The organism is Acinetobacter legionensis (genome assembly GCF_048551735.1).
Lineage (GTDB): Bacteria > Pseudomonadota > Gammaproteobacteria > Pseudomonadales > Moraxellaceae > Acinetobacter.
The window spans coordinates 149927-176475 of record NZ_JBIMBV010000008.1 but is presented as its reverse complement, the minus strand read 5'-3'; the positions used below and the strand labels follow the sequence as shown (position 1 = coordinate 176475).

At 39.5% G+C, this 26549-nt stretch carries 20 protein-coding genes; 14 read left to right on the top strand and 6 right to left on the bottom strand.

Translation table 11 applies throughout. The features are described from left to right. Positions 1-152: 152 nt before the first annotated feature. The 3 genes from ACG9ZL_RS09500 to ACG9ZL_RS09490 are packed head-to-tail and all read left to right on the top strand — an operon-like array spanning position 153 to position 2294. Positions 153-833 carry a glutathione S-transferase family protein gene (locus ACG9ZL_RS09500; protein ID WP_419329003.1) on the top strand — a complete coding sequence of 227 codons (681 nt, stop codon included), beginning with the start codon at positions 153-155 and terminating at the stop codon, positions 831-833. Next, entirely contained in the window at positions 830-1603 is a 774-nt protein-coding gene (locus ACG9ZL_RS09495) for an SDR family NAD(P)-dependent oxidoreductase (RefSeq protein ID WP_419329001.1), read from the top strand. Before ACG9ZL_RS09500 ends, ACG9ZL_RS09495 begins: the two co-directional genes overlap by 4 nt. Position 1604: 1 nt before the next feature. Beyond that, complete coding sequence (locus ACG9ZL_RS09490; protein ID WP_419328999.1) at positions 1605-2294, top strand: SDR family NAD(P)-dependent oxidoreductase; 690 nt, start codon at positions 1605-1607, stop codon at positions 2292-2294. 68 nt (positions 2295-2362) lie between these two features. Here ACG9ZL_RS09490 and ACG9ZL_RS09485 read toward each other — a convergent pair whose 3' ends face one another. Then, positions 2363-3259 (bottom strand): LysR family transcriptional regulator, encoded by an 897-nt coding sequence (locus ACG9ZL_RS09485; RefSeq protein ID WP_419328997.1) that lies wholly within the window; start codon positions 3257-3259, stop codon positions 2363-2365. 123 nt (positions 3260-3382) lie between these two features. On the opposite strand from ACG9ZL_RS09485, the gene ACG9ZL_RS09480 reads away from it, so the two are divergent. After that, on the top strand, positions 3383-4135 hold the full coding sequence (locus ACG9ZL_RS09480) for an SDR family oxidoreductase (RefSeq protein ID WP_336951982.1): 753 nt from the start codon (positions 3383-3385) through the stop codon (positions 4133-4135). Positions 4136-4259: 124 nt separating this feature from the next. Here ACG9ZL_RS09480 and dsdA read toward each other — a convergent pair whose 3' ends face one another. Together dsdA and dsdX are read right to left on the bottom strand one after the other, a co-directional pair. After that, positions 4260-5600: a D-serine ammonia-lyase gene (gene dsdA, locus ACG9ZL_RS09475; RefSeq protein ID WP_419359808.1), complete on the bottom strand. Its 1341-nt coding sequence runs from the start codon at positions 5598-5600 to the stop codon at positions 4260-4262. Between the two features lie 17 nt (positions 5601-5617). Further along, positions 5618-6955, bottom strand: a complete 1338-nt coding sequence (gene dsdX / locus ACG9ZL_RS09470) for a D-serine transporter DsdX (protein WP_419359806.1) — start codon at positions 6953-6955, stop codon at positions 5618-5620. A gap of 220 nt (positions 6956-7175) precedes the next feature. Between dsdX and dsdC the strand changes: the two genes are divergently transcribed. The 8 genes from dsdC to ACG9ZL_RS09430 all read left to right on the top strand — a co-directional run bounded on the left by dsdC (position 7176) and on the right by ACG9ZL_RS09430 (position 17499). Next, the gene (dsdC, locus tag ACG9ZL_RS09465; RefSeq protein ID WP_419359804.1) at positions 7176-8108 is read left to right on the top strand and encodes a DNA-binding transcriptional regulator DsdC; all 933 of its coding nucleotides are present in this window, start codon (positions 7176-7178) and stop codon (positions 8106-8108) included. Between the two features lie 605 nt (positions 8109-8713). Continuing rightward, the gene (locus ACG9ZL_RS09460; RefSeq protein WP_419359803.1) at positions 8714-10984 is read left to right on the top strand and encodes a TonB-dependent receptor domain-containing protein; all 2271 of its coding nucleotides are present in this window, start codon (positions 8714-8716) and stop codon (positions 10982-10984) included. A gap of 66 nt (positions 10985-11050) precedes the next feature. Further along, positions 11051-11857 carry a hypothetical protein gene (locus ACG9ZL_RS09455; RefSeq protein WP_419359802.1) on the top strand — a complete coding sequence of 269 codons (807 nt, stop codon included), beginning with the start codon at positions 11051-11053 and terminating at the stop codon, positions 11855-11857. A gap of 268 nt (positions 11858-12125) precedes the next feature. Then, positions 12126-12611, top strand: a complete 486-nt coding sequence (locus ACG9ZL_RS09450; protein ID WP_419359801.1) for a sigma-70 family RNA polymerase sigma factor — start codon at positions 12126-12128, stop codon at positions 12609-12611. Positions 12612-12618: 7 nt separating this feature from the next. Beyond that, positions 12619-13599: a FecR domain-containing protein gene (locus ACG9ZL_RS09445; protein WP_419359800.1), complete on the top strand. Its 981-nt coding sequence runs from the start codon at positions 12619-12621 to the stop codon at positions 13597-13599. A gap of 67 nt (positions 13600-13666) precedes the next feature. Next, the gene (locus ACG9ZL_RS09440) at positions 13667-14251 is read left to right on the top strand and encodes a biliverdin-producing heme oxygenase (protein ID WP_419359799.1); all 585 of its coding nucleotides are present in this window, start codon (positions 13667-13669) and stop codon (positions 14249-14251) included. Next, positions 14248-14712, top strand: a complete 465-nt coding sequence (locus ACG9ZL_RS09435; protein ID WP_419328983.1) for a YbaN family protein — start codon at positions 14248-14250, stop codon at positions 14710-14712. Before ACG9ZL_RS09440 ends, ACG9ZL_RS09435 begins: the two co-directional genes overlap by 4 nt. Positions 14713-14790: 78 nt before the next feature. Next, positions 14791-17499 (top strand): TonB-dependent receptor, encoded by a 2709-nt coding sequence (locus tag ACG9ZL_RS09430; RefSeq protein ID WP_419359798.1) that lies wholly within the window; start codon positions 14791-14793, stop codon positions 17497-17499. 220 nt (positions 17500-17719) lie between these two features. Here ACG9ZL_RS09430 and ACG9ZL_RS09425 read toward each other — a convergent pair whose 3' ends face one another. The 3 genes from ACG9ZL_RS09425 to ACG9ZL_RS09415 are packed head-to-tail and all read right to left on the bottom strand — an operon-like array spanning position 17720 to position 22350. Beyond that, complete coding sequence (locus tag ACG9ZL_RS09425) at positions 17720-20809, bottom strand: MexW/MexI family multidrug efflux RND transporter permease subunit (RefSeq protein ID WP_419359797.1); 3090 nt, start codon at positions 20807-20809, stop codon at positions 17720-17722. A 12-nt stretch (positions 20810-20821) separates the two neighbouring features. After that, the gene (locus tag ACG9ZL_RS09420; RefSeq protein ID WP_419359796.1) at positions 20822-21925 is read right to left on the bottom strand and encodes an efflux RND transporter periplasmic adaptor subunit; all 1104 of its coding nucleotides are present in this window, start codon (positions 21923-21925) and stop codon (positions 20822-20824) included. Then, complete coding sequence (locus tag ACG9ZL_RS09415) at positions 21922-22350, bottom strand: DoxX family protein (RefSeq protein WP_419359795.1); 429 nt, start codon at positions 22348-22350, stop codon at positions 21922-21924. Before ACG9ZL_RS09415 ends, ACG9ZL_RS09420 begins: the two co-directional genes overlap by 4 nt. Positions 22351-22640: 290 nt before the next feature. Between ACG9ZL_RS09415 and soxR the strand changes: the two genes are divergently transcribed. After that, positions 22641-23102, top strand: a complete 462-nt coding sequence (gene soxR / locus ACG9ZL_RS09410) for a redox-sensitive transcriptional activator SoxR (protein WP_336951958.1) — start codon at positions 22641-22643, stop codon at positions 23100-23102. A 272-nt stretch (positions 23103-23374) separates the two neighbouring features. After that, positions 23375-26545, top strand: a complete 3171-nt coding sequence (locus tag ACG9ZL_RS09405) for a type VI secretion system Vgr family protein (protein ID WP_419359794.1) — start codon at positions 23375-23377, stop codon at positions 26543-26545. Positions 26546-26549: the final 4 nt, after the last annotated feature.

The following is a 26549-nucleotide window of genomic DNA, read 5'->3' as shown; positions in this document are numbered from 1 at the left end:
CATGGATTTGAACCAGAATTTTTGGATCATGGCTTTTAATTCAGGTTTTTTGATTTATCGCCTTTGAATCAGGTCTGTGATGTATTAAGCGTTGATCCTGTGATGTCGCTCTTCAAATGTCAATCGACCCAAAGTTAAGCTGAGAATATAAAATGAATCCAGTTGTATTACATCAATGGGAAATTTCACCGTTTTGCCAAAAAGTTGCCAGAATGTTGCAATTTAAAGGGATTGCTTATCGGACTGTGGATTATAACGGTGTACTGGGTGCAAAGGTGCCAATGCTCAGTAAAGCAGGCAAGGTTCCGGTACTAGATATTGATGGTCAACGTATTCAGGACAGTACACGTATTGCGCGTTATCTAGATGAGGCTTACCCAGCTTTACCACGGTTATATCCTATTGATCCCTTACAAAAGGCTTATGTTGAACTTTGGGAAGATTGGTCAGACGAGTTGTTATATTTCTATGAAATGCACTTTCGTGTGAATGATGCTGATGCCTTAGATTATGCGGTTGAAATGAGTGCAAAAGGTCGCCCCAAACATGAAATATATTTGTTGAAACCTTTGCTCAAAGCAACATTAAACCTGCAACTTAAAATGCAGGGTACAGGTCGCATGACCAAGCAGGATATTGAGGCAGAATTTCTTCGTCATTTAGAACGTATCGAATTGGTATTGGCTCAAACAGGATGGTTGGTTGGCGAGGTTAAAACACTGGCTGATATTGCGGTTGGTTCGCAGCTTTTAGAGATTGTCCGCACAAGTAAGATTTGGGGCGCTAAAATTAAAGCTTATCCTTCTATTGCTCAATGGATTGACTTGCTATGAACAAGCAGAATGCAACATCTCAAAATATAGCAACACTACCATGTGTGGTTGTTATGGGCGTAGGGGCTGAACAAGGAATTGGGGCAGCAGTTTGTCACCGTTTTGCTCAAGAAAAATTAAAAGTACATGTTGTGGGGCGTACTTTAGTGAAAGTGCAAGCCGTAGCTGATTCAATCAATGCGCAGGGTGGGCATGCCGTAGCACATGCTTTGGATGCTGAAAATGAACAACAAGTACAGGCTTTTTTTGCAAAGAGGAATGCGCAAAAGGAGCATCTCGTCGCTGTTATTCATAATGTAGGAGGCAATATTCCCTCAATTTTTTTAAAGACTTCTCTTCAGTTTTTTACTCAAATGTGGCGTTCTACTTTTTTATCGGCTTTTTTAGTGTCACAACAGTCCTTAAAAATCTTTGAACAACAGCAATATGGCACGTTGATTTTTACTGGAGCAAGTGCATCTCTTCGTGGTAAACCTTTTTTTGCGGCATTTACTATGGGCAAATCCGCATTACGCACCTATGCACTGCATCTCGCCCAGATATATAAGCCTCAAAATATCCATGTTGCACATATTATTGTTGATGGCATGGTCAATGGTGATCGGGTCAATAAGGCTGTATTAGGTTTAGGACGCTTACTGAGACTAACACGAGGCACAGGTGGATTAAATATCGAAGCGATTGCTGAGAATTATTGGATGCTTTATCAACAAAATCGTGATTTATGGACCCATGAACTGGATTTACGTCCTTATCAGGAGAAATTCTAATATGTACAATTTAATTCCTCCATTGCTGAGAAAAAAATCCAAACTACAGGGCTGTATTGTTGTTATTGGCAATGAAACCCACTCGCTCAGCCAGCTTTTTGTGGATCAAGCACATAACAGGGCAATGCCTGTATATCAAGTTCAGCATGATCCTATGCAAACCAATCTAAAGATTGAGCAACAAGATTCAGGTCTAAAGCGGGTTCGTTTGAATCTGATCAATCCGACTGCTTTAAAAAACTTAGTGGGCTATATTCAACGCACAGGGCATTCAGTTGAACTGTGTATTTTCCAAGCTGATTTTTCAAAATCATTGTCGAATTCCGATGCTTCAGCCCAACAGATCGAACAACTTTGGCAAAACACTGGTTTGGCTGCGGTAAATATTTCCCAAGCGATCATTCGACAAATGCTGATTAAGTCACAAGGAACTTTGATCTTTCTAGGAACACAGCCCAACCTGATCGCTGAAAATAATGGCTTAACTCAGAGTATGTTTGCCAGTATTAGGGCATTGGCACAATCTTTGGCAAGAGAGTTTCATCCTAAAGGTATCCATATCACTTATTGTATGTTGGAAAGTTGGGATAGTCAGAATGTTGCCTTGATGGATTCGGTTAAAAATATGTGTTGGCATCTTTATCACCAACCTGATTCAACTTGGAGTCAGGAATTGAGTGTTGGTGTATAAATGCTATGGGGATTAATGCGAGAGCGCGCTAGTTAATCATATCCATCCCAAGCAGCGTGATTCAAACTTCAAAGCAATCGATTATCCTGAAACAATCGTACAATCCATTCGATAAAAACTTTTTGTCGTGGTGAAACCAGTGTTTTTGATGGATAAAGTAAAGAAATAGGCAGGGATGGAACAGGATATTCAGTTAAAATTTGACAAAGTGTGCCTTGTTCTAGCTCAGATAAATAACCATAACGTGGTGCTTGGATGATCCCAAAATGCTGTTTGGCTGCTGCTGCATAGGTATTTGCACCATTGACTTGAATCTTCAACGGCAACTCAAAAACCTGTGTTTTCTTGCCTGTCAGAAACTCAAGCGGCAGTGGCTTTTGTCGAGCAGATGAATAAAATCCGACCATAAAATGTGCTTGCAGATCTTCTAAGCGTTGTGGTGTGCCATATTTTTCTAAGTATTTTGGACTGGCTAAAGTCACTTGTTGAATATCGCCCAGATGCCTGACAATTAACTCACTGTTATTGAGCTGACCTATACGAATCACACAATCAATGCCTTCTTTAATCAGATCTACATAACGGTCGCTTTCGGTGAGTTGCAACTGTATCTGTGGAAACTCTGTTAAAAAATCATCTAATTTTGGCAGAATAAAATACGCAGCAAAAATACCATGAACTGCGATTTTTAAAGGCCCTTGAGGTTTTGCATCAAGAAAATCATGATCAGACTCATTGATATAACCTAAGATATATTTGCAACGCTCATAATAAATATGGCCTTCATCTGTTGCTTTTACCTGACGAGTTGTACGCAACAATAAGCGCGTATTGAGTTGGAATTCTAATTGTTTAATTGCATCAGTCAGCGTTGAGCGTGGCAGGTTTAAGATCTGTGCAGCTTTGGTAAAACTTTGTTGTTCTACCACATTGACGAAAGCAGACATTGCATTGAGTTTATCCATACGCCATTCCAATTGTTCGATTTATTCGGATAAAGATGTCAGATTTAACTAGATTATCTGGTTTTATCTGAACAGTATCATAGACGCGATTAGAGGTATATTTTATTCCATGAGGTCATCACCATGCATACAACAGATCAAACACAGCAAGAAAAAGTGATTTTAATTACAGGCGCTTCTCGCGGAATTGGTGCATTTACTGCCAGCTTATTGGCACAGCAAGGCCATAAAATCATTATTAATTATGCCAGTAATGATAAAGAGGCGGAGCATGTTTTGAGTAGTATTCAAGCGTTAGGCGGAACAGCGAGTTTATTTAAAGCCAACATCAGCCATTCTAATGAAGTGATTGCATTATTTGATTATGCAATTCAAACCTATGGTCGATTGGACGTGCTGATTAACAATGCAGGGATTTTGAAATTAAGTAAGATTGAACAATTAGACGATGAAAGTATTGATCAAGTTTTAGCAATTAATATTAAAGGCCCTTTATATACCATGCGTGAAGCTGCTAAGCGACTGCAAAAGGGCGGTAAAATTATTAATTTATCTAGCAGTGTGGTGGGGATGAAGCTCGAAACTTATGGTGTTTATACTGCATCAAAAGCTGCCATAGAATCCTTAACGGCTATTTTAGCCAAAGAGTTAAGAGGAAAAAATATTACGGTAAATGCAATTGCACCTGGGCCTACGGCAACTGAACTTTTCCTTGAAGGCAAAAGTGATGCATTGATTGCTCAGTTAAGTAAAGCTGCACCTTTAGAGCGTTTAGGCACTGTAGAAGATATTGCCGCAGTGCTGGATTTCGCCGTAAATGAGGCGAGTAATTGGGTCAATGCCCAAGTCCTTCGAGTCAATGGTGGGATCGTTTAATTCCATAGGGCAAATCCGGACCCAAGTCTTTAATGGGGGGCGATAGAGGATAATCACTTTATTTATCTGCTATCGCCCCAGATTCTGATGAGATCAAGGTCTGTGAGAATCAAGGCTATACAAATTATTTTTTATAGGCTTTCGCTTGGGTTAAATATTTTTCCATTTCTTCATCTGGAACCATTCCTCCTCCAGTCCCCCAGACAATATGATTGGCATTTTCCAATTGCTGTTGGCTAAAGTGATGTAGCGCGGCATAGTCTTGATGTTGATTGGTCAAAATTGGTCCAAGCATACCCGCCAACGCAGAAGGTTCTAATTTAAGCTGTTCTGCATCATTGAGCATGCCCAAGAGTACATACATGGTTTCATCCGTTAATGTATAAAAACCGTCTAATAACCTTTGCATGGCTCGACCCACAAAGCCAGATGCTCGCCCAACAGCGAGACCATCAGCAGCAGTGATATTGTCTATACCCAGATCTTGAACTGAAATTTTATCATGTAAACCTGTTGCAACACCGAGTAACATACATGGTGAATGGGTCGGCTCGGCAAAAATACAATGTACATGATCACCAAAGGCCATTTTTAAGCCAAATGCAACGCCACCGGGGCCTCCGCCAACACCACAAGGTAAATAAACAAATAAAGGATGTTGTTGATCAACCAAAATATTTTTTTGTTCTAATTGCTGTTTTAAACGTTGCCCAGCAACTGCATAACCTAAGAATAAGGTTTGTGAGTTTTCATCATCGATAAAAAAACAGTTTGGATTTTCTAATGCTGCTTTTCGGCCCTGTTCCACGGCAACACCATAATCTTCAGCATATTCAACTACTGTGACATTGTGCGCACGTAACTTATCTTTTTTCCATTGACGTGCATCTGCTGACATATGCACAGTCACATCAAAGCCTAATTTTGCACTCATGATGCCAATAGAAAGGCCTAGATTTCCAGTAGAACCGACCGCAATACTGTATTGACTAAAAAACTGTTTAAACTCTGGACTATTCAGTTTTGCATAATCATCTTCAATGTTTAGGCGTTGTGCTTGAATCGCAAGCTTTTCAGCATGACAAAGCACCTCATAGATGCCACCACGGGCTTTGATTGAACCCGATATTGGAAGATGACTGTCTTTTTTAAGCCATAATTGACCATGGATCGCTTGCCCAAAATGCTGTTCCAACTGTTGCTGCATTTGAGGAATAGCTGCCAGTTCGGATTCTATAATACCTTGGGATACTACTGTTTCTGGAAAAGCTTTCATCAAATAGGGTGCAAAGCGTGTCAAACGTGCACTGGCATCATCAATATCTTTTTGCTTCAACCCGACATAGGGCAGCCCTTCTACCAGTGAGGTAAAATTGGGATTAAACCATGCCACTTCTTTGAGTGCGATAAGGTCTTTAACAATCGGGTATTGGGCAATCAGCTGATGAATCTGTTGAGCGTTCATAAAATACTCCTAAAGGCTTAAATAAAATGAGAAAGCAGGAAGGTGCAGCCCAATGCGGTGAGCGAGGCAAGAAAAGTTGCAGAGGTATAGTATTTAAAGGTTTCGTTTAATGTAGCACCACAGTATTGTTTGACTAACCAAAATAAAGAGTCTGTCACAATGGTAAAACCGATGGCACCTGAACCAATCGCAATCGCCATGATCTCGGGACTAATATTAGGGTAGAGCGTTAACATCGGTGCAACGATAGCGGTTGCACCCATCATTGCAACAGTGGCAGAGCCTACAGCTGCATGTAAAATCAGAGCAACCAACCACGCAAGTAAAATTGGATGCATATGCAAGTGGGAAAGCGTGACTGCCATTGAGTCAGCTAAACCACTGGCTTTTAAAATACTGTTAAATGCACCGCCAGCCCCAATGATGAATAGGATGTTGGCAATTGAAGAAAAAGAGTCTTCGGTGGCTTTTAATAAACTTCCCATCTGCATATTACGGCGTAGACCGAGGGTGTAGTAAGCAACAAATACCGCAATAAACATCGCGGTGATCGGATTGCCGATAAAGCCTAAAATGTGTGAAAGCTGAGTGGATGTATGATTATTTAATTCAGCCACTGTTTTGATTAACATTAACCCGATTGGAAGAAATACCGTAAATAAGGTGATTTTTAAAGAAGGTAAGTTGTGTTCTTCTTTTAAGGTAAGCTTTGAAAATTCGACAGGTACGGCTTTAAACGGTAAACGTTGACCAACTAATTTTAAAAACAATGGGCCACCAACCAGTGCAGCGGCTAAACCCACCATTAAGCCAAAAATAATCACGGTACCGACATCAGCCCCTAGTTTATTGGTGACATAAAGTGCGGCAGGGTGAGGCGGTACCACACAATGTACAGCCATTAATGCGGTGCATAATGGAATCGCCAATTTAAACAAAGAGGTTTTGGTATGCTGCGCTATAGAAAAAGCCAAAGGAATTAATAAAACTACACCAACTTCTACAAATAAAGTGATACCACAAAATAGCCCAATCAGCACCATGACCACATCACTGGATATCCAGTGACATCGTTGCAAAGACAGGGCGATACGTTCAGCAGCACCAGAGATTTCCATCATTTTGCCGAGAATAGTACCCAGTGCAATGACTGTGGCAAGGAAACCCAAGGTGCTTCCGATCCCATTTTCAATTGCATTGACCATATCCAGTAATGGCATTTTCATTGCTACACCGACAAAGAAACTTGCCAGAAGTAAAGCTAAAAAGGGATGCAGTTTAAATTTTAAAATAGTGAAAATAATTAACCCGATACTGGTTAATAATATACCGACATCCACGAAATTGGTTTCCATACCATATATCTCTGTGACAAAAGTTGTTCTTGGTCTATTGAAGTTAAACCAGAGAAATCCGTCAAACGATGATATTTGATCTACGGGTTAAAATAATTCACTTGAAAAATAAATCCTAAATAAATTTTGATTTTTAAATGATTTATACGTTATTTATATGGGCATAGGACAGCAAGAAGCATGTGATCAATCATTTTGTTTCAGCAAAAAGGAAAAACGCATGACCACCGCACATAAAAATCTAACTGGTTTTCAGCTCTCAAAACTGTATACATTTGAAGTTGCGGCAAGACATGAGTCTTTTGCACTCGCCGCTGAAGAACTGTCTTTAACCCCAAGTGCGGTAAGTCACCAAATTAATTTGTTAGAAAAAGAACTTAATATCAAACTGTTTTTACGTTTGCATCGTAAAGTAAAGTTAACCACTGAGGGACAGCGGATTTTAGCTGCTTTACAATTTTCATTAGACTCGTTAAATGTTGAAATTAAGGCACTGCAAAATCAGCAACTTGTCGGCTCACTCACGATTTATGCGAGACCATCGATTGCTCAGTGTTGGTTAGTGCCCCAATTGCCTGATTTCATCCAACGCTATCCATTGATCCAACTTTCAGTTTTAACGGGCAATGAGGATGTAAATTTTCAACGTAGCGGAATTGATATTGCGCTTTATTTTGACAATCAACCGTCTTTTCAGTTGAATTATCAGTATTTAATGGACGAATATATTATCCCCGTATGTAGTCCGGCATATGCTGAAAAATTTAACCTCTACGATCATCTAGACAACTTAAAAAACTGCACATTGCTGCATGACTGCCAAGCATGGAGTAACGGCACAGGCGCAGATGAATGGAACAGTTGGACGCAGCACTTTAATGTAAATATGGATCATTCTTCAGAGATGAGTTTTGACCGATCTGATCTGGCTTTAATAGCTGCTAAAAATCACTTGGGTATTACCATGGGGCGTAAAAAGCTCGTAGAAAAAGACTTAGAAAGTGGTGAGTTGGTAATGCCATTTAAAAATATGTATTTAAAATGCGATCAGCATTACTATATTACGTCATTGAAAAATAATGAATTACCTAAAGTTAAAGCATTTAGTGACTGGATAAAAGCACGAGCAAACTCAGAGATTGGGTATCAATGAAAAAGCTTTGAATAAAAATAACAAAATCAATTTTACGCTAAAACGTAAAAATTAATTTTTTGCCGTTAGAACTTTTATAAGACTTGATTATTATGGTTAATATTTGAGTGTTTATATTTTAATAACGCTAATCTAAATAAAAAATTGAACAAAGCTAAATATAACGAGAAATTAAAGAGATATAAAAAGGAAAGATGCTATAAGTTTTTATATTATAAAAATAGAATAATTGGGGTGGAAAAGCTAAACGGAAAATGACATTGTAAAACTATAAACAACAACAAAATATACGAATTCTAAGGCAATAAGATCATCCAAAAATACAGATTCTCACTTAAAATCATGTACAAATTTTGATAAAAGAGTTAATTTTTAATTATAAATATTTATTATTTTTCAATATCTTAATTATTTTTTTGATGCTTTAAAATACATCTGGTAGTACTGTTATTGTAAATGATATTGTTATTGATTATTATTCTCATTTGATAGATTGTATGTATATATTTGTAATCCATGTTTTGACTCCCGATTTGAACATATTGGATGAGTCTAAATATACACATTTAATGATGATTAATATCATTTAATAAGGTTTCTCCCTCATGAATTTAAACCCTGTTGCGCTATATAATATAGCCAAGTCTGATACTGTGGTTTTAAAACCACGTTATTTGTCATTATGTTTGCTTGCGTTAATGACAGCAAGCATCACTACGGTAGGCTATGCAGAAGAGAATAATTCCGAAAAGCGTAAATTGGAAAAGAATGAGAATGCTTTGACGACGATTACGGTCTATGCCGAATATAAAAATGATGCGCCTGTTTCTCGAACTTCAATCAACCGAGAAAACATGGATAAGACGGGCGTAACCGATATGGCCGGTATAGTGAAATATTTGCCTTTGGTCAATGCACCGTTTTCCGTTGGAGGGAGTGGAACATTTTTTGATGGTACTGGCACCAGTAGTTATAACATCCGTGGTATAGATGCAAATCGAATTGGCTTAGATGTAGATGGGATAGATTTAGCAGAGGCAACAGTAAGTACTTATATACCACCTAAAAGCATGAGCAAGCGCGGTGCTGGTCGGGATTATATTGAACCAGAGATGTTTACCAGTGTCGATATTGTTTCAGGAACAACTGATGTATCAACAGATGGTATTGGTGGTCGGGTTTCTTTTAAAAATAAATCACCAGAAGATTATTTGGTTGATGGTAAAACCGCCGCTGGAACATTAAAAGCAGGTTATAGCTCTACGGACAGCGCATGGTTAAGTTCTGTGACAGGCGCTGTCGGCAATGATAATCTCAAAGCACTTGTGGCTTATGCACATCGTGAGGGGAGTGAAACCAAACCAAATTCAAAAACGGCAGCTTTTCCAGCAGATTGGACCTCGGATGCAGTGCTTACCCGATTATTGTGGAATCTATCTGACCAACACCAACTCAATTTTACTGCGGATTATTATAAGAAAAAGTCTGACACAGATAATATTGCAGCCGATTTATTCTCTAACTTTAAGAGCGATGCAAAACAACACCAAGATATAGATCGAACACAATTGAGTATTGATCATATTTATCGACCGAATGACTTTGTGCTCTTTGATACATTAAACAGTAAAATATGGTATCAGGAATCGAACAATGATACTGATACTTCATTTATGAATAGTGCGACAGTTGCACGTGATTTTTCAACCACTTATAAAGAGAAAAATACTGGTATAAAAATTGAAGCAAGCAAAGAACTTACTAACCAAAAGCTTAAATATGGCATGACAGCAGACAAGAAAGATTACGCAAGTACTAAATTAGATCTTCGTAATGGCGTTCCAATTACAAGCATATATCAAGGTAGTTATTTATTAAATTCTGAATTAAAACGTTACTCTGCTTATGTTGCTGATGATATCCGATTGGATGTATTGGGACGAGATTTAACTCTAACTCCAGCGATTCGTTTTGAACGTCAGGAGTTTAGACCTGAAATTACCTCTTATAGTGATATACAAGCCAAAGACTATAATTATGTTTCGCCAAGTTTTTCTGCAAGTTATCAGTTTACCCCAGATAATTATAGCTATTTAAAATATTCAAGAGGTAATCGTATTCCATCGCCAACTGAAATTGGCGGGATTTATCAAACAATGTTAGCTAATCCTGCTTATATTGTGGTGGGTAATTCGAACTTAAAAAAAGAAACCAGTGATGCTTTCGAAGTGGGTTTAAGAAACACCTCAATTGAAGGGATTAAATTTGATTTGACAGGTTTCTACAGCAAATACAAAGGTTTTATCGACTACTTTAACTATGGCAATACACCTCAATATCCTTTTGGCTACTATCGTGCAGAAAACTTGGCTAATGCACAGATCTGGGGTGGAGAGCTTTCAACACGAATTGACTTAGGTCAGTTTATTCCAAACTCAGATGGCTATAGTCTTGCACTTGTTGCAGGTAAAACCAAAGGCTCGGCAAAAAATAAAAATGGCGGAAAAAGTGGCGTAAATTCCGTTCAGCCAGAAAAAGGCAGCTTTACCTTTGCTTATGATGATCCAAATAAAGTCTTTGGTTTAGGTATGACTGCAACTGCTGTTGGTGGAAGGATGGCAACGCGAGATGTCAGTTCTTATCAGGATGATATCAAATATCAGAATGTGGCAGGTTATACCGTATTTGACTTATCCGCATATTGGAATGTGACCAAGTTTACCAAGCTGAACGTAGCATTGAATAACATCTTTGATAAGACCTATTGGGATTATGCTGCTGTGGGAACAATTACAGGAGCGAATCAGGCTAGTGTAATCGATCGTGCTGCTGAACCAGGACGTAATGTTGTGGCAAGTATTGAATTTAAATATTGATTTTTTAAATAGCACAATGGAAAGAATTTTTTAATTCAACAAATATTCACCTACAAGGAAACGAACATGAAAAAATTGGCGCTATGGATGACCAGTTTAACTGCAATGGCAACTGCTGGTTCAGCGATTGCTGAAACAGTAGATCAACCCAATGCTTATCAACAGGCATATGCATTGTATGTGCTTTACCATCCTAATAATAAAGAGCAGAACAGTAGCACCTTAATTAAACAATATACTCAGGACTATGCCGAATTGTTTAAGGCGAATAAAAAAGTCAATCAAGTGCAGTTTGTTCAATACGAGCAAGCTCGTTTAGAGCCATTACTTAAACAGCGCCGTGAAATGTCAGAAAAACAGGCGCATGTACGTTATGGCATTCTCGATAATAATAAAGACCAGAAACTGACTTTAAAGGAATTTCAGGAGACAGGTTTAAAAACCTTTAATGAGTTTGATAAAAACTTGGATGGTTTAGTAAATGCAGAAGATGCCAAATTAGCGGGCAATAGTAATGCAACGCATGATGGATTCCGTATGAAACTACCAATTTCAATGCCAATGCCTAGCAACATCAACGAATTTATTAGTCAATATGGTCAAGGGAAAAACTATGTAACGCTTGGAGATTATCTAACAGCGCGTGACAAACAATATTTTGCAACCGATGCGAATGGTGATCATATTGTCACTGAAAAGGAATATGTGGATGAGTTTATGCAACGTTTTGATGCCAATATTGCAACAGGTAAAGTCAAAATGCAGGAAACGGCAGCACAACAATTTCAAGTGATTGGTAAAGGTAAAACAACAATTCAAGCCAGTGATATTCAAAAATTTGCTAAAAATATAGATCAAGCGATTAGCAAATAAATTATAGTCAATACCTAATAAACAGTTTCTCGGTCATCTTGAGGATGATCGAGAAATTTTTTTATTTAAAAGTGATAAGTTTTTGATAAAATTATAATAATTTTGAATTAAATTTTGTTTAAGATTTACCATATATCCCATTCGAGTATGTTGCGTAGTCTTATAAATAAGTTGGATAAATTAAAAAATTAATTAAAAGGGCAAACAGAGCGCTCATTTGCTTTATTTTTTGCTATGATATTGCTAATAATTCTCATTATCGTTAAATATGTCTGATCCTATTAGCATGCTATATCGTCATCACCATTCTTGGTTATATCAATGGTTAAAACGTCGCCTCAACCATAGTGAAGATGCCGCTGATTTAGCCCATGATACTTTTCTGCGTATCTTAAAGCGTAAAGATGAATTGTATTTTGATCAGCCGCGTGCAATTTTAACCACAGTTGCCAAGGGAATTTTGATTAATTGGTATCAACGTAAATCGATTGAAAAAGCCTATTTAGAGGCGATTTCAAGCAGACCTGAATATGATGAAATTACACCTGAGCAAAAAATATCAGCAATTGAATCTTTATGTTTGATTAATCAATTACTCAATCAATTGCCTGAGCGCCAGCAACAGGTCTTTATTTGGTCACAATTAGAAGGGTTGACCCAACAGGAAATTGCAAAACGCTTAAATATTTCTACCCGTACGGTAATGCGTGATCTGGTCTCAGTGTTGAGCCAATGTTTAGCTGTTATGGATTAATGCCTGCATGTTGCATGATCAAATTTATCGAGAAACAGCGCAATGGATCATTAAAATCCAACACGCCCCCCTAAATGAAACTGAACAGCTTGAATTTGAAAAATGGAAACAGCAAAGTTCCCAACACCAAGCTGCATGGTCTAAAGCCGAACGCTTATTGTATAGCCTTGAGGAATTTCCCGAAGATGGGCAACAGCTGATTCAGCAAGGCAAGAAAAATGCCCAATTTAATTTAACCAAACAATTGTTGCTTGCCTGTTTTCTGTGTTTTGGCAGTGTCATGCTATGGAACTCGGATTATCGCTATAGATGGTTATCGGATTATCGTACTGCGGTGGGTCAGCAGAAACAGCTTGAACTGGAAGATGGGACACAACTTCAATTAAATACCCATACGGCTTTGGACGTGCGTTATACAGCACATCAACGTATTGTAAAATTACATTATGGTGAAATACAAATACGTACGGCCAAAGAAAAAAATCATGCTTATCGCCCATTCTTGGTCGAAACTGAATCGGCAAATCTGCAAGCACTTGGCACTGTATTTAATGTTCAGTATTTCAACAACAGTGAAAATCAAACCTGTCTAGGCGTCATAGAAAGCGCAGTGAAAGTCAGTTTGAACCAGTCCAAACACATTAAAATTGTCCATGCTGGTGAGCAGCTCTGCTTTGATGATCGTAATTTCAAAGCATTACAAAGTTTAGATCCGAATATATTGGCATGGAAAAACCACATGGTCATGGCTTTTGAAATGCCATTGGAAAAATTGCTTCAAGAGATTGGGCGCTATCAACATCAATATATAGACATTGACCCTCAATTGAAGTCGTTAAAAGTTTCAGGTTCATATCCAGTCAATGACTTTGGCACCTTACAAACAGCATTGCAATTCAGCTATCCAATCAAAGTAGAACGTTATTTCGGGGATCGTGTGTTGAGTATTCAGCCGAAACCTGAAAATCAGAAAAGTAAAAATAATTAAGAAATGATGTCAGTTTTTACAGACAAGGCGGGTAATACAGTTAAACCAAACAAACTGGAGAAAATTGATGAGCACCTCATTCACACTCAACCGCCTTGCATCTCGTTTAAAAATAGAGACAGCCAGTCAACATGAATATATGCATCAATTAATGGAAAAAGCCCAAGTATTTAAAGACGTCGCACATTATGCAAAATTTACTTTGTCACAGTATTATTTTCAAAAAAATGTCGAATATTTATTTCAACATCCCAAGGTTGCAGCCTTGATTTCTGATTTAGATATTCGTGGACGTTCGCAAGCAGCTTACTTAGACCTACAAGACCTTCAGATCGAACCAGAATCGTTGGCCTTGGTTACTGAAAAGATCGGCTTTCCTGAAGCGCTGGGTTGGATCTATGTATCTGAAGGTTCTACGCTGGGTGCAGCATTCTTATTTAAACAAGCGCAACAAAGTTTGGGGTTTTCCGCAGATTTTGCTGCAAGAAATTTAGCTGCCTATCCAGAAGGGCGGGCCAACGTCTGGAAACACTTTATTGAGGAACTTGATCAGGCTGACTTTACTCAAGACGAGCAAGATCGTGTCATTTACGCTGCTCAACAAGCCTTTGATTATTTTGGCGCATTATTAAAAGACATTCATTCAACATGAAGAAAGCGTCTTCTGTCAGCAATCACACCCAAGGCAAAGACTTAACGCTGTTAGCGTCTTTGCCAGTAACGCCATCCGCAAATTTACATTCATCCTCAGTGGTGCGTGTGATCTGCATCATCTTGGCAATTTTATGTCTTGTTCTCGCTGTGGTGGGCATTGTATTGCCGGGGATCCCAACTTTTGATTTCCTCTTTTTAGCAACGATTTTTGCCTCAAAAGGTTCAGCACGCTTGCATTGTTGGTTACATCAAAATCGTTATATTGCAATGTTGCTCGCACAGTATCGCGGCGGTTTTAAACAGATTTCGCGTTCACGTAAATGGATGATGACATTGAGTATTTTACTCGGTACGACCATGTTAATGGTGTCTTCACTGCATTTGCACTTAAAACTTAGCCTGCTGGTCATTTTGCTGATTGGGTTGATCTGGATTTGGACCAGACCAGAAAAAATATAAATTTTCATGTCATGTTTTAACAATTCACTGGGTAATGATTATTGAAAATGAAAATCATTCACAAGTGTGGGCGTTCCTATGAAGTTTAAAAAACAAACTCTAGCCATGTTAATACAGTGCTTTTGTATCAGTGGTGTTTATGCACAAATGACTCCAAATGTTTCAATGGCAGCGAAAAAAGCGCCAGAAAAATATTATCAAATTTCAGAGAATCAATTGGGCTATGTGTTATCAAGTTTTGCAGCACAGTCGGGTATTGCCTTTAGTTATGATGCAAATATTTTAAAAGGGCTAAAAAGTAAAGGAATTACCGGGCATTATAGTGTAAAGCAAGGCTTCGATTACTTGCTTGCAGATCACCCTTATCGGGTAGAGCAGCAAGGTTCGACATATGTCTTAATCGTTAAATCTGGCTCAGCTAAACCGAATACAGATAAAAACACTGCGATTGCAAATACAAGCACTCCGTTAAATAACCCTTTGCTTTTCAATAATACGGACAGTGATGTTGTTACGCTTCCTCAGATTAAAGTCAATGCTGTACAACAAAAACAAAAGGTCAATACAACACAGCTGAATCGTGAACACATTAGCCGATTTAGAGGCACGGGGAATGGCGATGTGTTTTCTGATATCGCTGGTGTACAAGTCAATAGCCTACGTAACGAAGCGGGTGCAATTGATATTGGTATCCGTGGAGTACAAGGTGAGGGGCGTGTCCCTGTAATTATTGATGGTAGCCTACAATCCAGTCATACCTTTCGAGGCTATCAAGGAGAGAGTGACCGAACTTATATCGATATGGATTTGATTAGTCAGATTGAAGTCGAAAAAGGCGCATCGCGAGCTAAATTTAGTGTGGGCGGTATTGGCGGAATCGTGAAAATGCGTACACTCAGTGCAAACGATATTTTGCTGCCTAATCGTCAATCAGGTGTCATGCTAAAAGGCAGTTTTTATAACAATAACAAAGCACCACAGACCTCAGATAATGAGCGTGAGCAGATGTCTTATCTGCTTCGTAATAAACTGTCCTCGAATAATTTTCAAAATGGCGCTGGCACAATCGCTGCTACTTATCGGAATGATGTATTCGATCTGGTCGCTGCTTATAGTAAACGAGAAGTCGGTAATTACTATGCTGGAAAACACGGCATTGATTATTATGAAGCGCGAGATATTGTTGATGTTGGACCCGGTCAAGAGGTGGTGAACACCAGTTATAAAAGTGATTCAGGCATCATCAAAGCGGGTATGAATATTACAGACGAACATCGTGTTGAAGAGAATATGCGCCGCCATATGCAAAAAGCGGGTGAGGTCATGGCTTTTTATTGGAATAGATCACAAGTGATTGATCCTAACTCTCCACCTTGGGGATATATCGATGGTGATTATGTTCTACCCAAATATATAGAGGGCGCATATACCATGCCACAGTGGTCACTTGGAACCGCCGCAATTAATGCTTTCAGTGGCAACTATACCTATAAGCCCAAGAATAATCCGTGGTTTGATTTAGAGTTAGGGGTTTGGCATACCAATGCCAAATATCGCCAGCACAATGGCATGATTGGTATTGCGAATTCACAGTATGGTGATCAATATTGGGGGAGTTTTCAGGACTACCGTAGCGGGATTAATTTAGAAAATACCAGTAAAATTGATGCTTTAACCTTGAATTATGGTCTGACATATGATGAGCAACGGATGAAGCCACAAAATCTTATTGATAATGAAATCGCACGTGATGGATTACGTCAGGAATCCTCTCTATTTCTCAATGGCGATTATCTCTTTAAAGATTTTACTTTGAGTTTAGGCAGCAAATGGCATAAGGCAAAAATTAAGGATTATGGAGACCAGTATGTCGCAATGAGACCGGTCGCCAATTCAGATTTAAATGACAAAGGCTATGCGCTTCGAGACTATGACGGAAAGATCGACTGGATGGCGCAGCTGAATTATCAGTTGCTGAATGGTATTGATGTCTATGCAAAACTTTCCAATATGTACCGCAGTCCAAGTTTGTTTGAATCGACAGTTTCCAAACAAACCTTTAGTTATGATCCAGATTTGCCGATTAAATCAGAGAATTCTCGTCTTGTTGAGTTTGGCTTTATTGGGCACAACGATAACGTTTTCACTGAAGCAGATCAGTTAAAATTCAATATCAATTATTTCCGTAATCAAACCCAAAATTTTCTGACCCAAGGAGTACAACGTAAAGATATTGTTAATGAGATTACGCCTGATTTTATTTTGCCTTATACCACCTCCTATACTTTCCTAAATTATGAGCAAGTTGTATTGAAAGGTTTAGAGTTTAGTCTTGCTTACCATCATCCAAGTTTCTTTGTAAACATGAATGGAACTTTATATCAAGCACCGAAAGTATGCCCAGCGACGAAAGATGATTGTAATGAGGTCGGTGATTCTTGGAGTTTGATTTCAACACGCTTGCCACCACGTAAACTTTTTAATATGAGCTTAGGCAAGAGTTTGTTTGAAAATAAACTTAATGTGGGGGTACGTGCCAGATATCATTCTGAAAAGAAAAATCCTAAAGGTTGGTTACAGGGGACAGGGGTGAGTGGGCGTGCGGTGACTGAAATTTCTTCAGAAACCTTAGTTGATATTTTTGCGAGCTATAAACTGAATCCAAATCTAAATCTCTCGTTTAATGTTGATAACTTAACCAATCGTTATAACTTTGATCCTGGTACAGTGATTGGTATGCCGATTCCCGGTCGTACCATCAAAGCAGGGTTCGAAATGAGATTCTAGAATCATAAAACAATCAAATCGGCAAAACCCAACTGTAAAAATATGAGTGAACCATGTCGTTAAAAATCAGTCGCTTTAAATCAGTGGTTAGAATCACGCATTAAAAAATTGATAAAGTTCTATAGATATAGAACTTTATCAATAAAAAATTATATTCAAGCGATCTGATCATACACAGAAGCTTAAACAGCAGCATGCTGGATGTTCAACCCATTCAACGTCATGATTTTTGCTCATGTTGGTCAATCTGTTGTAGCTCGTGTAAACGGCTAGAGTGAAGGTCTTGATTGTGTTGACGAGCCAACAGACTGTAAATAGTAGGTAAGACAAAAAGCGTAAAGAAGGTCCCGATCAACATACCACAAACAATTACAAGCCCTAGACCAAAGCGACTATGTGCGCCAGCGCCTGTGGCAAAAAGAAGAGGAATCAGCCCAAACACCATTGCCGCCGTGGTCATCAAAATTGGACGTAAACGAATTTGAGCAGCTTTTAGAATAGCCGCTCGCCGATCTAAACCTTCATGAACTTGTAATTCATTGGCAAACTCAACCATTAAAATACCATGCTTACTAATCAGTCCAATCAGTGTGACTAAACCAATCTGAGTGTAGATATTGACTGTGGCAAGTCCAAAAGCCAAGGGGATTAATGCGCCACAGATCGACAGCGGAACCGTAATTAAAATAATAAATGGATCCCTTAGGCTTTCATATTGAGCGGCTAAAACCAGATAAATCACAATCAGCGCGGCTAAAAATGCAAACATCAAAGCGTTACCTTCCTGTACATACTGACGTGCATCGGCTTGCCAGTCGTAACTAAATCCAGTCGGTAATTCAGAGGCAGCCTGTTTCAGAAAACTTAAAGCTTGACCTAAGGAAATCCCAGCGGCGGGGATTGCCTGAAAAGTTGCAGCATTTTGTTGATTAAATTGAGTGAGTTTATTGGGTTCTACCTGTTCACTTAGACTGACCACAGTCGATAAGGGAATCAGTGTACCTTGGTCGGTACGAATAAACTGTCGTGTCAGTGCTTGAGCTGTCAAACGTTGTGTATTGATGCTTTGAGGAATCACATCATAGGCACGACCTTGCATACTAAAACGATTGATATAATTCTCACCAACCAATGTCGCCAAGGCTTCGCCGATATCTTGCATACGAATACCCAGACTATTGGCTTTGGCCCGGTCAACCTCGATTCGAATCACGGGGTTATTAAAGTCGAGATCACTGTCGACCACCACAAAAAGGCCACTTTCACGGGCTTTTTGCTTGATGTTCTGCATCGCCTGATAAATGGTTGAATAGTCTTGTGCACTACGTAACACCATTTGTACGGGTAAACCACCTGTTGAACCGGGAAGCGCAGGATTTTGGAATACAAAAATACTGCTGCCTTCTACATCACCAACTTTGGCTTGAAGTTGCTGTTGAATTTCATCCGCAGAATGCACTCGCTCAGACCATGTGGAAAGGGTTGTTCCACCAAAACTTGATGCAGGCCCATCTGTACCATTAATAATCCACGTGGTACTGGTTTCAGGGAAAGTCCAGAAGATTTCATCAAGTTTTTGATTAAAGTGTTCAGCATAATTCAGATTGGCATGTTGTGGTGTTTTGATGGCTGCCAATACACTGGCTTGATCTTCATTGGGCGCCAATTCTTTTTGAGGAAGTTGGTAAAGCAATGGAAGGCTAATAAAAATAGCGATCGCAAAAACCACTGTGATCCAACGATGATGTAAGGAAAAATTGAGCAATTTACTGTAAAGCTGAGTCAAATGTTCAAAGAACCATTCGGCTGCTTTTGCCATTTTACCTTCTTGCTGTTTGGATTGAAGTAGAAATGAACTCATAACAGGAGACAGGGTTAAGGCAATAATCCCTGAAACCAAAACTGCGCCCGCTAAAGTAAAAGCAAATTCTTTAAATAAGGAACCAGTCAATCCACCCATTAAACCAATCGGAGCATACACTGCGGCCAGTGTAATGGTCATTGCAATTACAGGGCCTGCGACTTCTCGTGCCCCGATCAGAGCTGCTGCAACTGGGGATGCTCCTTCTTCAATATGCCGATGGACATTTTCAACCACTACGATTGCATCATCTACAACCAAGCCGATGGCGAGTACCATGGCTAAAAGTGTGAGTAAATTGATGCTAAAGCCACATAACAGCATTAAACCCAAGGCACCTAACATTGACAGTGGAATTGTCACTACAGGGATCAAGACACTACGTAAAGAACCTAAACACAGATAGATCACCGCAATAACAATAATCAGCGCTTCGATAAAAGTATGTAAAACTTCATCAATAGAGGCATCGATAAAGCGGGCTGTTTCATAGGCAAGATTAACTGTAACCCCCGGTGGCAAAGTTTTTTTGATCTCAGGCAATTTATCTTTAATTCCCTGTACGATCACCAAGGGGTTGCCTGTAGGCGTCGCTTGTAGACCAACAAAAATTGCAGGTTTACCATCCATAGAGGCACTTGTTTCTGTCGAAGCAGCGCCAAGTTCAACTGTTGCCACATCTTGTAGACGAATTAGATTTTGAGCATCATTGCGTATCACCAGATTTTTAAAGTCCTGAATACTGGTGAGATCTGTGGAAACATTGACATTTGAAACCACCAATTCGCCTTTGACCTGACCCGGTGCGGCTTGATAGTTATTTTGACGGATCGCATTGGCGACATCGGCGGCAGTTACACCACGACTGGCCAAACGATCGGCATCCAACCAAATCCGCATAGCCAAACGCTGACTGCCATAGGTCTGTACCTTAGCAACGCCATCAATTGTAGACAGCATGGGCTCTACCACCCTAGACAAATAATCGGTTAATTCAGCCAAGGACAGTTGTTCGCTGGAAAATCCGATATAGGCAACATCGGTAGATTCACCTGAAGAACGTTCAATGACTGGATCAAATGCCTGTTCTGGTAGTTTGTAACGGACTTGATTAACCTTTGCCATCACCTCTGTTAATGCTTGGGTCGAGTCACGATTTAATTGCATGCGTAACGTTACAGCACTGCGACCCTGTACAGTAGAAGAACTGAGATAGTCGATGCCCTCTACCGAAGACACTGCTTGAGCAATGGGTTGGGTGACAAAACCTTGCATAAGTTCAGCAGATGCACCGGGATATTCTGTATTGATACTTATCGTTGAAGTTTCAAGTAAAGGATACTGTCGGATAGGCAGTTTATTTAGGGAAAACAAGCCTGCCAGCAAGATCAAGGTGCTGACGACCAAGGCCAATACAGGGCGTTTTACAAATAGGTCAGTAAATTTCATTCGCTTATCTCCCTAGACTTTGGGCTTGATCGAGGAAGATTGGGGATGCTCAAGTGTATTTACGGTCGGCTCAACTTGCATACCATCACTTAATTTAAGTTGTCCTGATACAACAACTTGATCACCTGCTTTGAGCCCAGATTTGACTACAACTTTGGCTTGATGGCGCTCACCGAGCACTACCGCCACACGTTGCACAATCAGCTTGTTATGGTCTTGTTTTGCAAGGAAGACAGTATTGCCATAAGCCGTATAGGTAATCGCAGTTTCAGGAACGACCAAGCTTGGGCGTTCAGATTCTTGGATGTCTAATTTGGCATACATGCCCGGTTTTAACTGTTGATCATGGTTATTTAAAATTGCTTGCCCCTGCACAGTTCGCGATGTTGTGATCATTGGTTCGATTGCACTTACCACAGCTGTAAAGGACTTTTCAGGAAATGCATCAATTTTGAGTTGTACAGATTGTCCGATTTTTAATCTTGATGCCAATTGTTCATCCAATGTGAAATTGGCAAGAATTTGTCGAAAGTCGACCAGATTAGCAATACCAGAGCCTGCCTCTAAATATTGTCCTTGATGTACTTGGCGTATTCCCATGACACCAGAAAAGGGTGCGCGAATCGCTTTTTGTTTTATGCTGGCTTGTAGCTGTTGGATTTCTGCACGCGTCATATCTCGATCAGCCAATGCGGTATCCATTTCTGCCCGTGAAATTGCATGACTATCAATCAGAAGTTTGGTGCGGTGATAGGCCATTTCGGCTTGTTTCAATTTGGCTTGCAAGCGACCTAATTGAGCTTGTTCAACATCGGTATTGAGTTGAATCAGTATTTGACCTTGTTGAACAGCTTGTCCAGATTGGAAATAAATCTGTTTGATCATACCTGTTGTTTCTGTTGACACTTTGACTTGTCGGATTGCTTCCAACTCACCAATACTGGAAAGCACTTGTGGAATACTTTGTTCGACCACTGAACTCAATGCCACTTTGACTGGAGGATAAGCGCCAGATTGATGCGTTTCACTGGAACGAGAATTTAAATAAAAATAGATTGCGACACCCACGAGAATTAAAATGGTCGTGATTAGAAAAAGCCATTTGTTGTTTTTCATGCGACAACTCCAAGGTTGCGGAGTTGTTGTCGAAAATGACTGGCAATGGTCAGCGCTAAAAGACCGCCAATCACTGAAATATGTTCAAGTGCAAAGTAAAAGGCGATATTGGCTTGAAGACCAGTCATGCTCCAAAAGTGATGCACAATCACAATTGTCAGTGCTAAAAATACGGAAAGAATCAGTGTGCCAAACCACATATGTCGCTCAAATAAAATACAATAAGCGCCCACAAGTAGAATCAACGCAGAAGCATAGTTAAATAACCACGCAGGCTCTAGACCAGCCGCCTGCATTTCCAAAAATCCTGTTTCAACAGCAAGAATTTTACTAAGTCCTGAACTTAGAAACAGAAGCGCAAGACAACATCTGCTGATGGCCCACAGCCATTGGTTTTCTAAACTTAATTTAATGAAATATGGCATGAGAATATTTCCTGAAGAAATAAGACTGGATGATTAAAACCTTTAAAATGAATAGCTTGTTGTTATTCATAACAGCTGTGGCAAGCAGTCTAAAACCTCAAGTTATATTTAGGTCAATGGGCTTTGATCAGAAAATTTATAGAGAGATATGATTTTTACAATGGCTTAAATTGGCAATAGCGTTTTTTGTATTTTGAGTTGTAATGATGAAAAGCCATGGCAGCTAAGATTAATTGACAAATGTACTTTGCTGAATTATAAAACCTCAAGTAATATTGAGAAATATCAAAATGCAGGCAGAAGAAAAAATTGATTTTAATCGAATGATGACGGTAGGAGAGGTGGCTAAACGGAGTGGTGTAGCCGTTTCAACCTTGCATTTTTATGAGTCAAAAGGGCTAATTAAAAGTATCAGAACAAATGGAAATCAGCGTCGTTTTCCATCAATTGTCTTACGTTATATTGGAATTATTAAGGTTGCACAAAAAGTCGGAATTTCTCTGGAGGAAATTAAAAATGCATTAAGTGTTTATCCTATGGGAAGCAAATTAACCGCAGAACAATGGTCAGTGTTATCATCGCATTGGCGTAAGGATTTAGATGAGCGTATTCAAAAACTAACACGTTTAAGAGATGAAATGGATTGGTGTATCGGTTGTGGTTGTTTATCTCTAAAACAATGTCCTTTACGTAATCCAGAAGATATATTAAGACACGAAGGATCTGGTCCCCGTATTTTAGAGCGTGAATAAGAACCCAATATTAATATTATATACGTTTGATATTTTAGCTTTTTATCTTGAGCTGTTGATCACTTATGTTTGGTGAAAAAACTCTAAGCGCGCTTTCAAGTTTTTAATCAGTGCAAATGACCATTATCAATAATGATATTGAGCTAAAACGGGCATATTCAAAACCTAGTCAGTGTTGTGTAAATAACCAATAATAAATAGACAGGTCTGTATAGACAGTCCACCTAACTTTTTAGTAGAATACATCACAATTTAAAATTAAATAATAATGCATGTCTAACAATATTTACGCTGCTTTGGAGCAGCTTGGCTTATCAGCACAAAAACGTGCGATTCACGTACAATTTTCTAATTCGGCGTTGAGCCAACAAGTGTTCCTACAACGTATCGATGGAACACATCAAATCAATGAGGGTGTTCGGCTCCAACTCATCTGTCTTGCAACGTCAGCAACTATCCCTTTAAAAAGCTTTATTGGAACTCAAGCTGCGATTGATATCGTCACAGATAAATCTGAGTTAACCCGTATTTCAGGAATTGTGACCCAAGCCGATATTGGCGCATCTGATGGTTCTCTTACCATCTATCGTTTGACTGTAGAAGACCCAACAGCACTTTGGAAACATCGTAGAAACTCTCGAGTATTTATGAATAAGTCGGTTGTGGATGTGATCCAGACCGTGTTTCAAGAATGGGCACAACGCAGCCCACTGTTTGCCTCAAGTCTGAGTCTAGATAAGAGTGGCTTAAGCAAAGACTATGATGTGCGTCCATTCATTATGCAGGCATCTGAAAGTGACTTTGACTTCCTGACCCGTTTGATGAGAAGTGAAGGGATTAACTGGCTGATCGATGAAGCACAACTTAAAGTGTCGAGTTCAACAGAACAAATCCAAGCACAAAAGCTTCGTTTAATCGATGATAATTCGCAATTTAGTGCCTTAGAACGCCGCAATATTCGCTTCCATAGAAGCAGCGCCGTAGAAAAAACTGATTCAATTACCAATTTTATTGGTCAGCGTTCCATTCAACCGACTTCAGTGTATATCCAACGTTGGCAAGCTGATGTATTGGATATCGATGAAGGCGCTGGCAGTGTCCAAAGTAAACATAGCCATAGTGAAAATTATGACAATGCCAGTCTAGCTTTAGAACAAGCATGGCACTTTAGCCCTGCATGGATACAAGACCTTAATGGCGAAGATGGTGCAACGCCATCGAGCAACAGTCAGATTGAAAAGTTTAATCAAAACCTCAGTAACTACTACGATTCACAAGCCAAACAATTTACAGCAACGTCAACAGTGCGCGATGCACATGTTGGTTATTGGTTTGAACTGAATGAACACCCTGAGATAGATCAACACTCAGGTGCAGACAAAGAATTTTTAATCACGGCTAAAAGCTTTTATAACCAAAATAACTTACCTAAAGATCTCACCGATCAAGTCACCGCTTTAGTCCAACAAAGCAATTGGCAAACAAGTCAAATCACCAGCAACACGAGTGATGAACGTCAAGCCAGTAATTTAACCATTCAACGTCGTAATATCAGCACGGTTCCAGCCTATAACCCATTACAACACCGACCGATTGCATCACCACAACGGGCCAAAGTAGTAGGGCCAAGTGGAGAAGAAATTCATGTCGATGAATGGGGGCGTATCAAAGTTCGTTTCCTGTTTAGCCGTACTGAAGACAATACCCATGATGGCGGTGCGGGTTCTAATGACAATGACACAGATTCAGCTTGGGTGGATGTCCTGACCCCATGGGCAGGTGAAGGCTATGGGGCGCGATTCTTACCGAGAATCGGTGAAATTGTTGTGATTGATTTCTTTGATGGCAACATTGACCGTCCCTTTGTGGTTGGGCGCATCCATGAAGCGCAACGCCATCCAAGCAAGTTTGATGACAAAGGCAAACTGCCTGACACCAAGAAACTGGCAGGAATAAAAAGTCGAGAGTATCAAGGCAGTGGCTACAATCAACTGAGGTTTGACGATACTACTGGCCAAATCAGCAGCCAGTTACAAAGTAGTCATGGCGCCAGCCAACTCAACTTGGGCAAACTGAGTCATCCTAAAGACAAAGCAGAAAGTGATGATCGTGGTGAAGGTTTTGAACTTCGTACTGACCAATGGGGGGCCGTTCGCGCAGGGCAAGGTTTACTGCTTTCGACCTATAAACAAGACCAAGCCAAAGGTGATCACCTTGATTCAGAGCTTGCCAAAAAGCAACTTGAAGGCAGTCAAACCAACAGTAAAGCTTTAAGCGATATTGCCAAGAATCAAAAGACGGATGAAATTGAATCAATTGAACAACTAAAAGAATTTACAGAACAGCTTGAGCAAAAAATTGCTAAATTTAATAAAGCCTTGCTTTTATTAAGCTCACAAGATGGGATTGCCCTAAGTACTCCTGAAGACATTCATATTTCGGCAGATTCGCAGATCAATCAAATTGCAGGCGATAGCATCAACTTGAGTACGCAAAAGAATTTGATTGCACACGCGCAAAACAAACTCAGTTTATTTGCTGCTCAAGGTGGCATTAAAGCCATTGCAGCGCAAAGTAAAGTTGAAATTCAAGCACAGTCCGATGCTTTAGATGTATTTGCCAAGCTGGGGATTAACATTTCATCTACTGATGACAAAGTTGTGATTAGTAGTCCTAAAGAGGTTGTGATTACAGGTGGTTCATCGCAAATTGCACTGAATAATTCAGGAATTTTCCCAAAAACAGGTGGAAAGTTTGAGGTGAATGCTGGGCAGCATGTGTTTCAGGGTGGGGCAAGTGTAAGTGCTAAGTCTAGCCTACCCCCACCACCGAAACGTGCTTCAGGCGTTTTAGAGTTGTTGCATGATTATGCGCATGGAAATTTTGTAAAAGGTGGTGAATATAGTGTCACCGATGTATTAGGCAAAGTAGTAACAGGTAAATTAGATGATAAAGGTTTTGCTAGAGTTTCAGGATTAGCAGCAGGTGCAGTCAAAATTAATTTTGAAGATGATCAACGTGATCCTTGGGATGAGTCTAGTGACTTCAAGCGTGAAGTTGAGTGGCCTAATAAAAATGATGAGGATTTGGAACAATCTGAATCACTTCTGGCAAATGTGAGTAAAAATGCACAAACAGCATTAGGCGATTTTACCAAACAACTTACAGACCCTAAAACCTTAATGAAGAATATTCAATTAGCACAAAAAATTAAATCTGATGGTGCTAAAACTTTGCTACCAATGCTCAATGATCAAGTACAGGGTGTGGTATCAGATAAAATTTCAAGTTTATTACCGAATACAAAATCAAGTGGTAGTCTGGCTAATTTAAGCGGGGGATTTGTTGCTTCGCAAAAAGGTGAAGTTAATCTTTCAAATATCAGTGGTATAACAACAAATGTTTTACCGCAATATTTAAAAAGCCCATTTGATAAGAACTAATAGA

Bases quoted from the DNA above. Each gene is read 5' to 3' on its own strand.
- ACG9ZL_RS09405 (WP_419359794.1), top strand. From the start codon at position 23,375: ATGTCTAACAATATTTACGCTGCTTTGGAGCAGCTTGGCTTATCAGCA.
- ACG9ZL_RS09460 (WP_419359803.1), top strand. From the start codon at position 8,714: ATGAATTTAAACCCTGTTGCGCTATATAATATAGCCAAGTCTGATACT.
- ACG9ZL_RS09435 (WP_419328983.1), top strand. From the start codon at position 14,248: ATGAAGAAAGCGTCTTCTGTCAGCAATCACACCCAAGGCAAAGACTTA.
- ACG9ZL_RS09455 (WP_419359802.1), top strand. From the start codon at position 11,051: ATGAAAAAATTGGCGCTATGGATGACCAGTTTAACTGCAATGGCAACT.
- ACG9ZL_RS09495 (WP_419329001.1), top strand. From the start codon at position 830: ATGAACAAGCAGAATGCAACATCTCAAAATATAGCAACACTACCATGT.
- dsdA (WP_419359808.1), bottom strand. From the start codon at position 5,600: ATGAACGCTCAACAGATTCATCAGCTGATTGCCCAATACCCGATTGTT.
- ACG9ZL_RS09440 (WP_419359799.1), top strand. From the start codon at position 13,667: ATGAGCACCTCATTCACACTCAACCGCCTTGCATCTCGTTTAAAAATA.
- ACG9ZL_RS09445 (WP_419359800.1), top strand. From the start codon at position 12,619: ATGTTGCATGATCAAATTTATCGAGAAACAGCGCAATGGATCATTAAA.
- ACG9ZL_RS09500 (WP_419329003.1), top strand. From the start codon at position 153: ATGAATCCAGTTGTATTACATCAATGGGAAATTTCACCGTTTTGCCAA.
- ACG9ZL_RS09415 (WP_419359795.1), bottom strand. From the start codon at position 22,350: ATGCCATATTTCATTAAATTAAGTTTAGAAAACCAATGGCTGTGGGCC.
- ACG9ZL_RS09485 (WP_419328997.1), bottom strand. From the start codon at position 3,259: ATGGATAAACTCAATGCAATGTCTGCTTTCGTCAATGTGGTAGAACAA.
- ACG9ZL_RS09420 (WP_419359796.1), bottom strand. From the start codon at position 21,925: ATGAAAAACAACAAATGGCTTTTTCTAATCACGACCATTTTAATTCTC.
- dsdX (WP_419359806.1), bottom strand. From the start codon at position 6,955: ATGGAAACCAATTTCGTGGATGTCGGTATATTATTAACCAGTATCGGG.
- ACG9ZL_RS09430 (WP_419359798.1), top strand. From the start codon at position 14,791: ATGAAGTTTAAAAAACAAACTCTAGCCATGTTAATACAGTGCTTTTGT.
- ACG9ZL_RS09490 (WP_419328999.1), top strand. From the start codon at position 1,605: ATGTACAATTTAATTCCTCCATTGCTGAGAAAAAAATCCAAACTACAG.
- ACG9ZL_RS09425 (WP_419359797.1), bottom strand. From the start codon at position 20,809: ATGAAATTTACTGACCTATTTGTAAAACGCCCTGTATTGGCCTTGGTC.
- ACG9ZL_RS09480 (WP_336951982.1), top strand. From the start codon at position 3,383: ATGCATACAACAGATCAAACACAGCAAGAAAAAGTGATTTTAATTACA.
- dsdC (WP_419359804.1), top strand. From the start codon at position 7,176: ATGACCACCGCACATAAAAATCTAACTGGTTTTCAGCTCTCAAAACTG.
- soxR (WP_336951958.1), top strand. From the start codon at position 22,641: ATGCAGGCAGAAGAAAAAATTGATTTTAATCGAATGATGACGGTAGGA.
- ACG9ZL_RS09450 (WP_419359801.1), top strand. From the start codon at position 12,126: ATGTCTGATCCTATTAGCATGCTATATCGTCATCACCATTCTTGGTTA.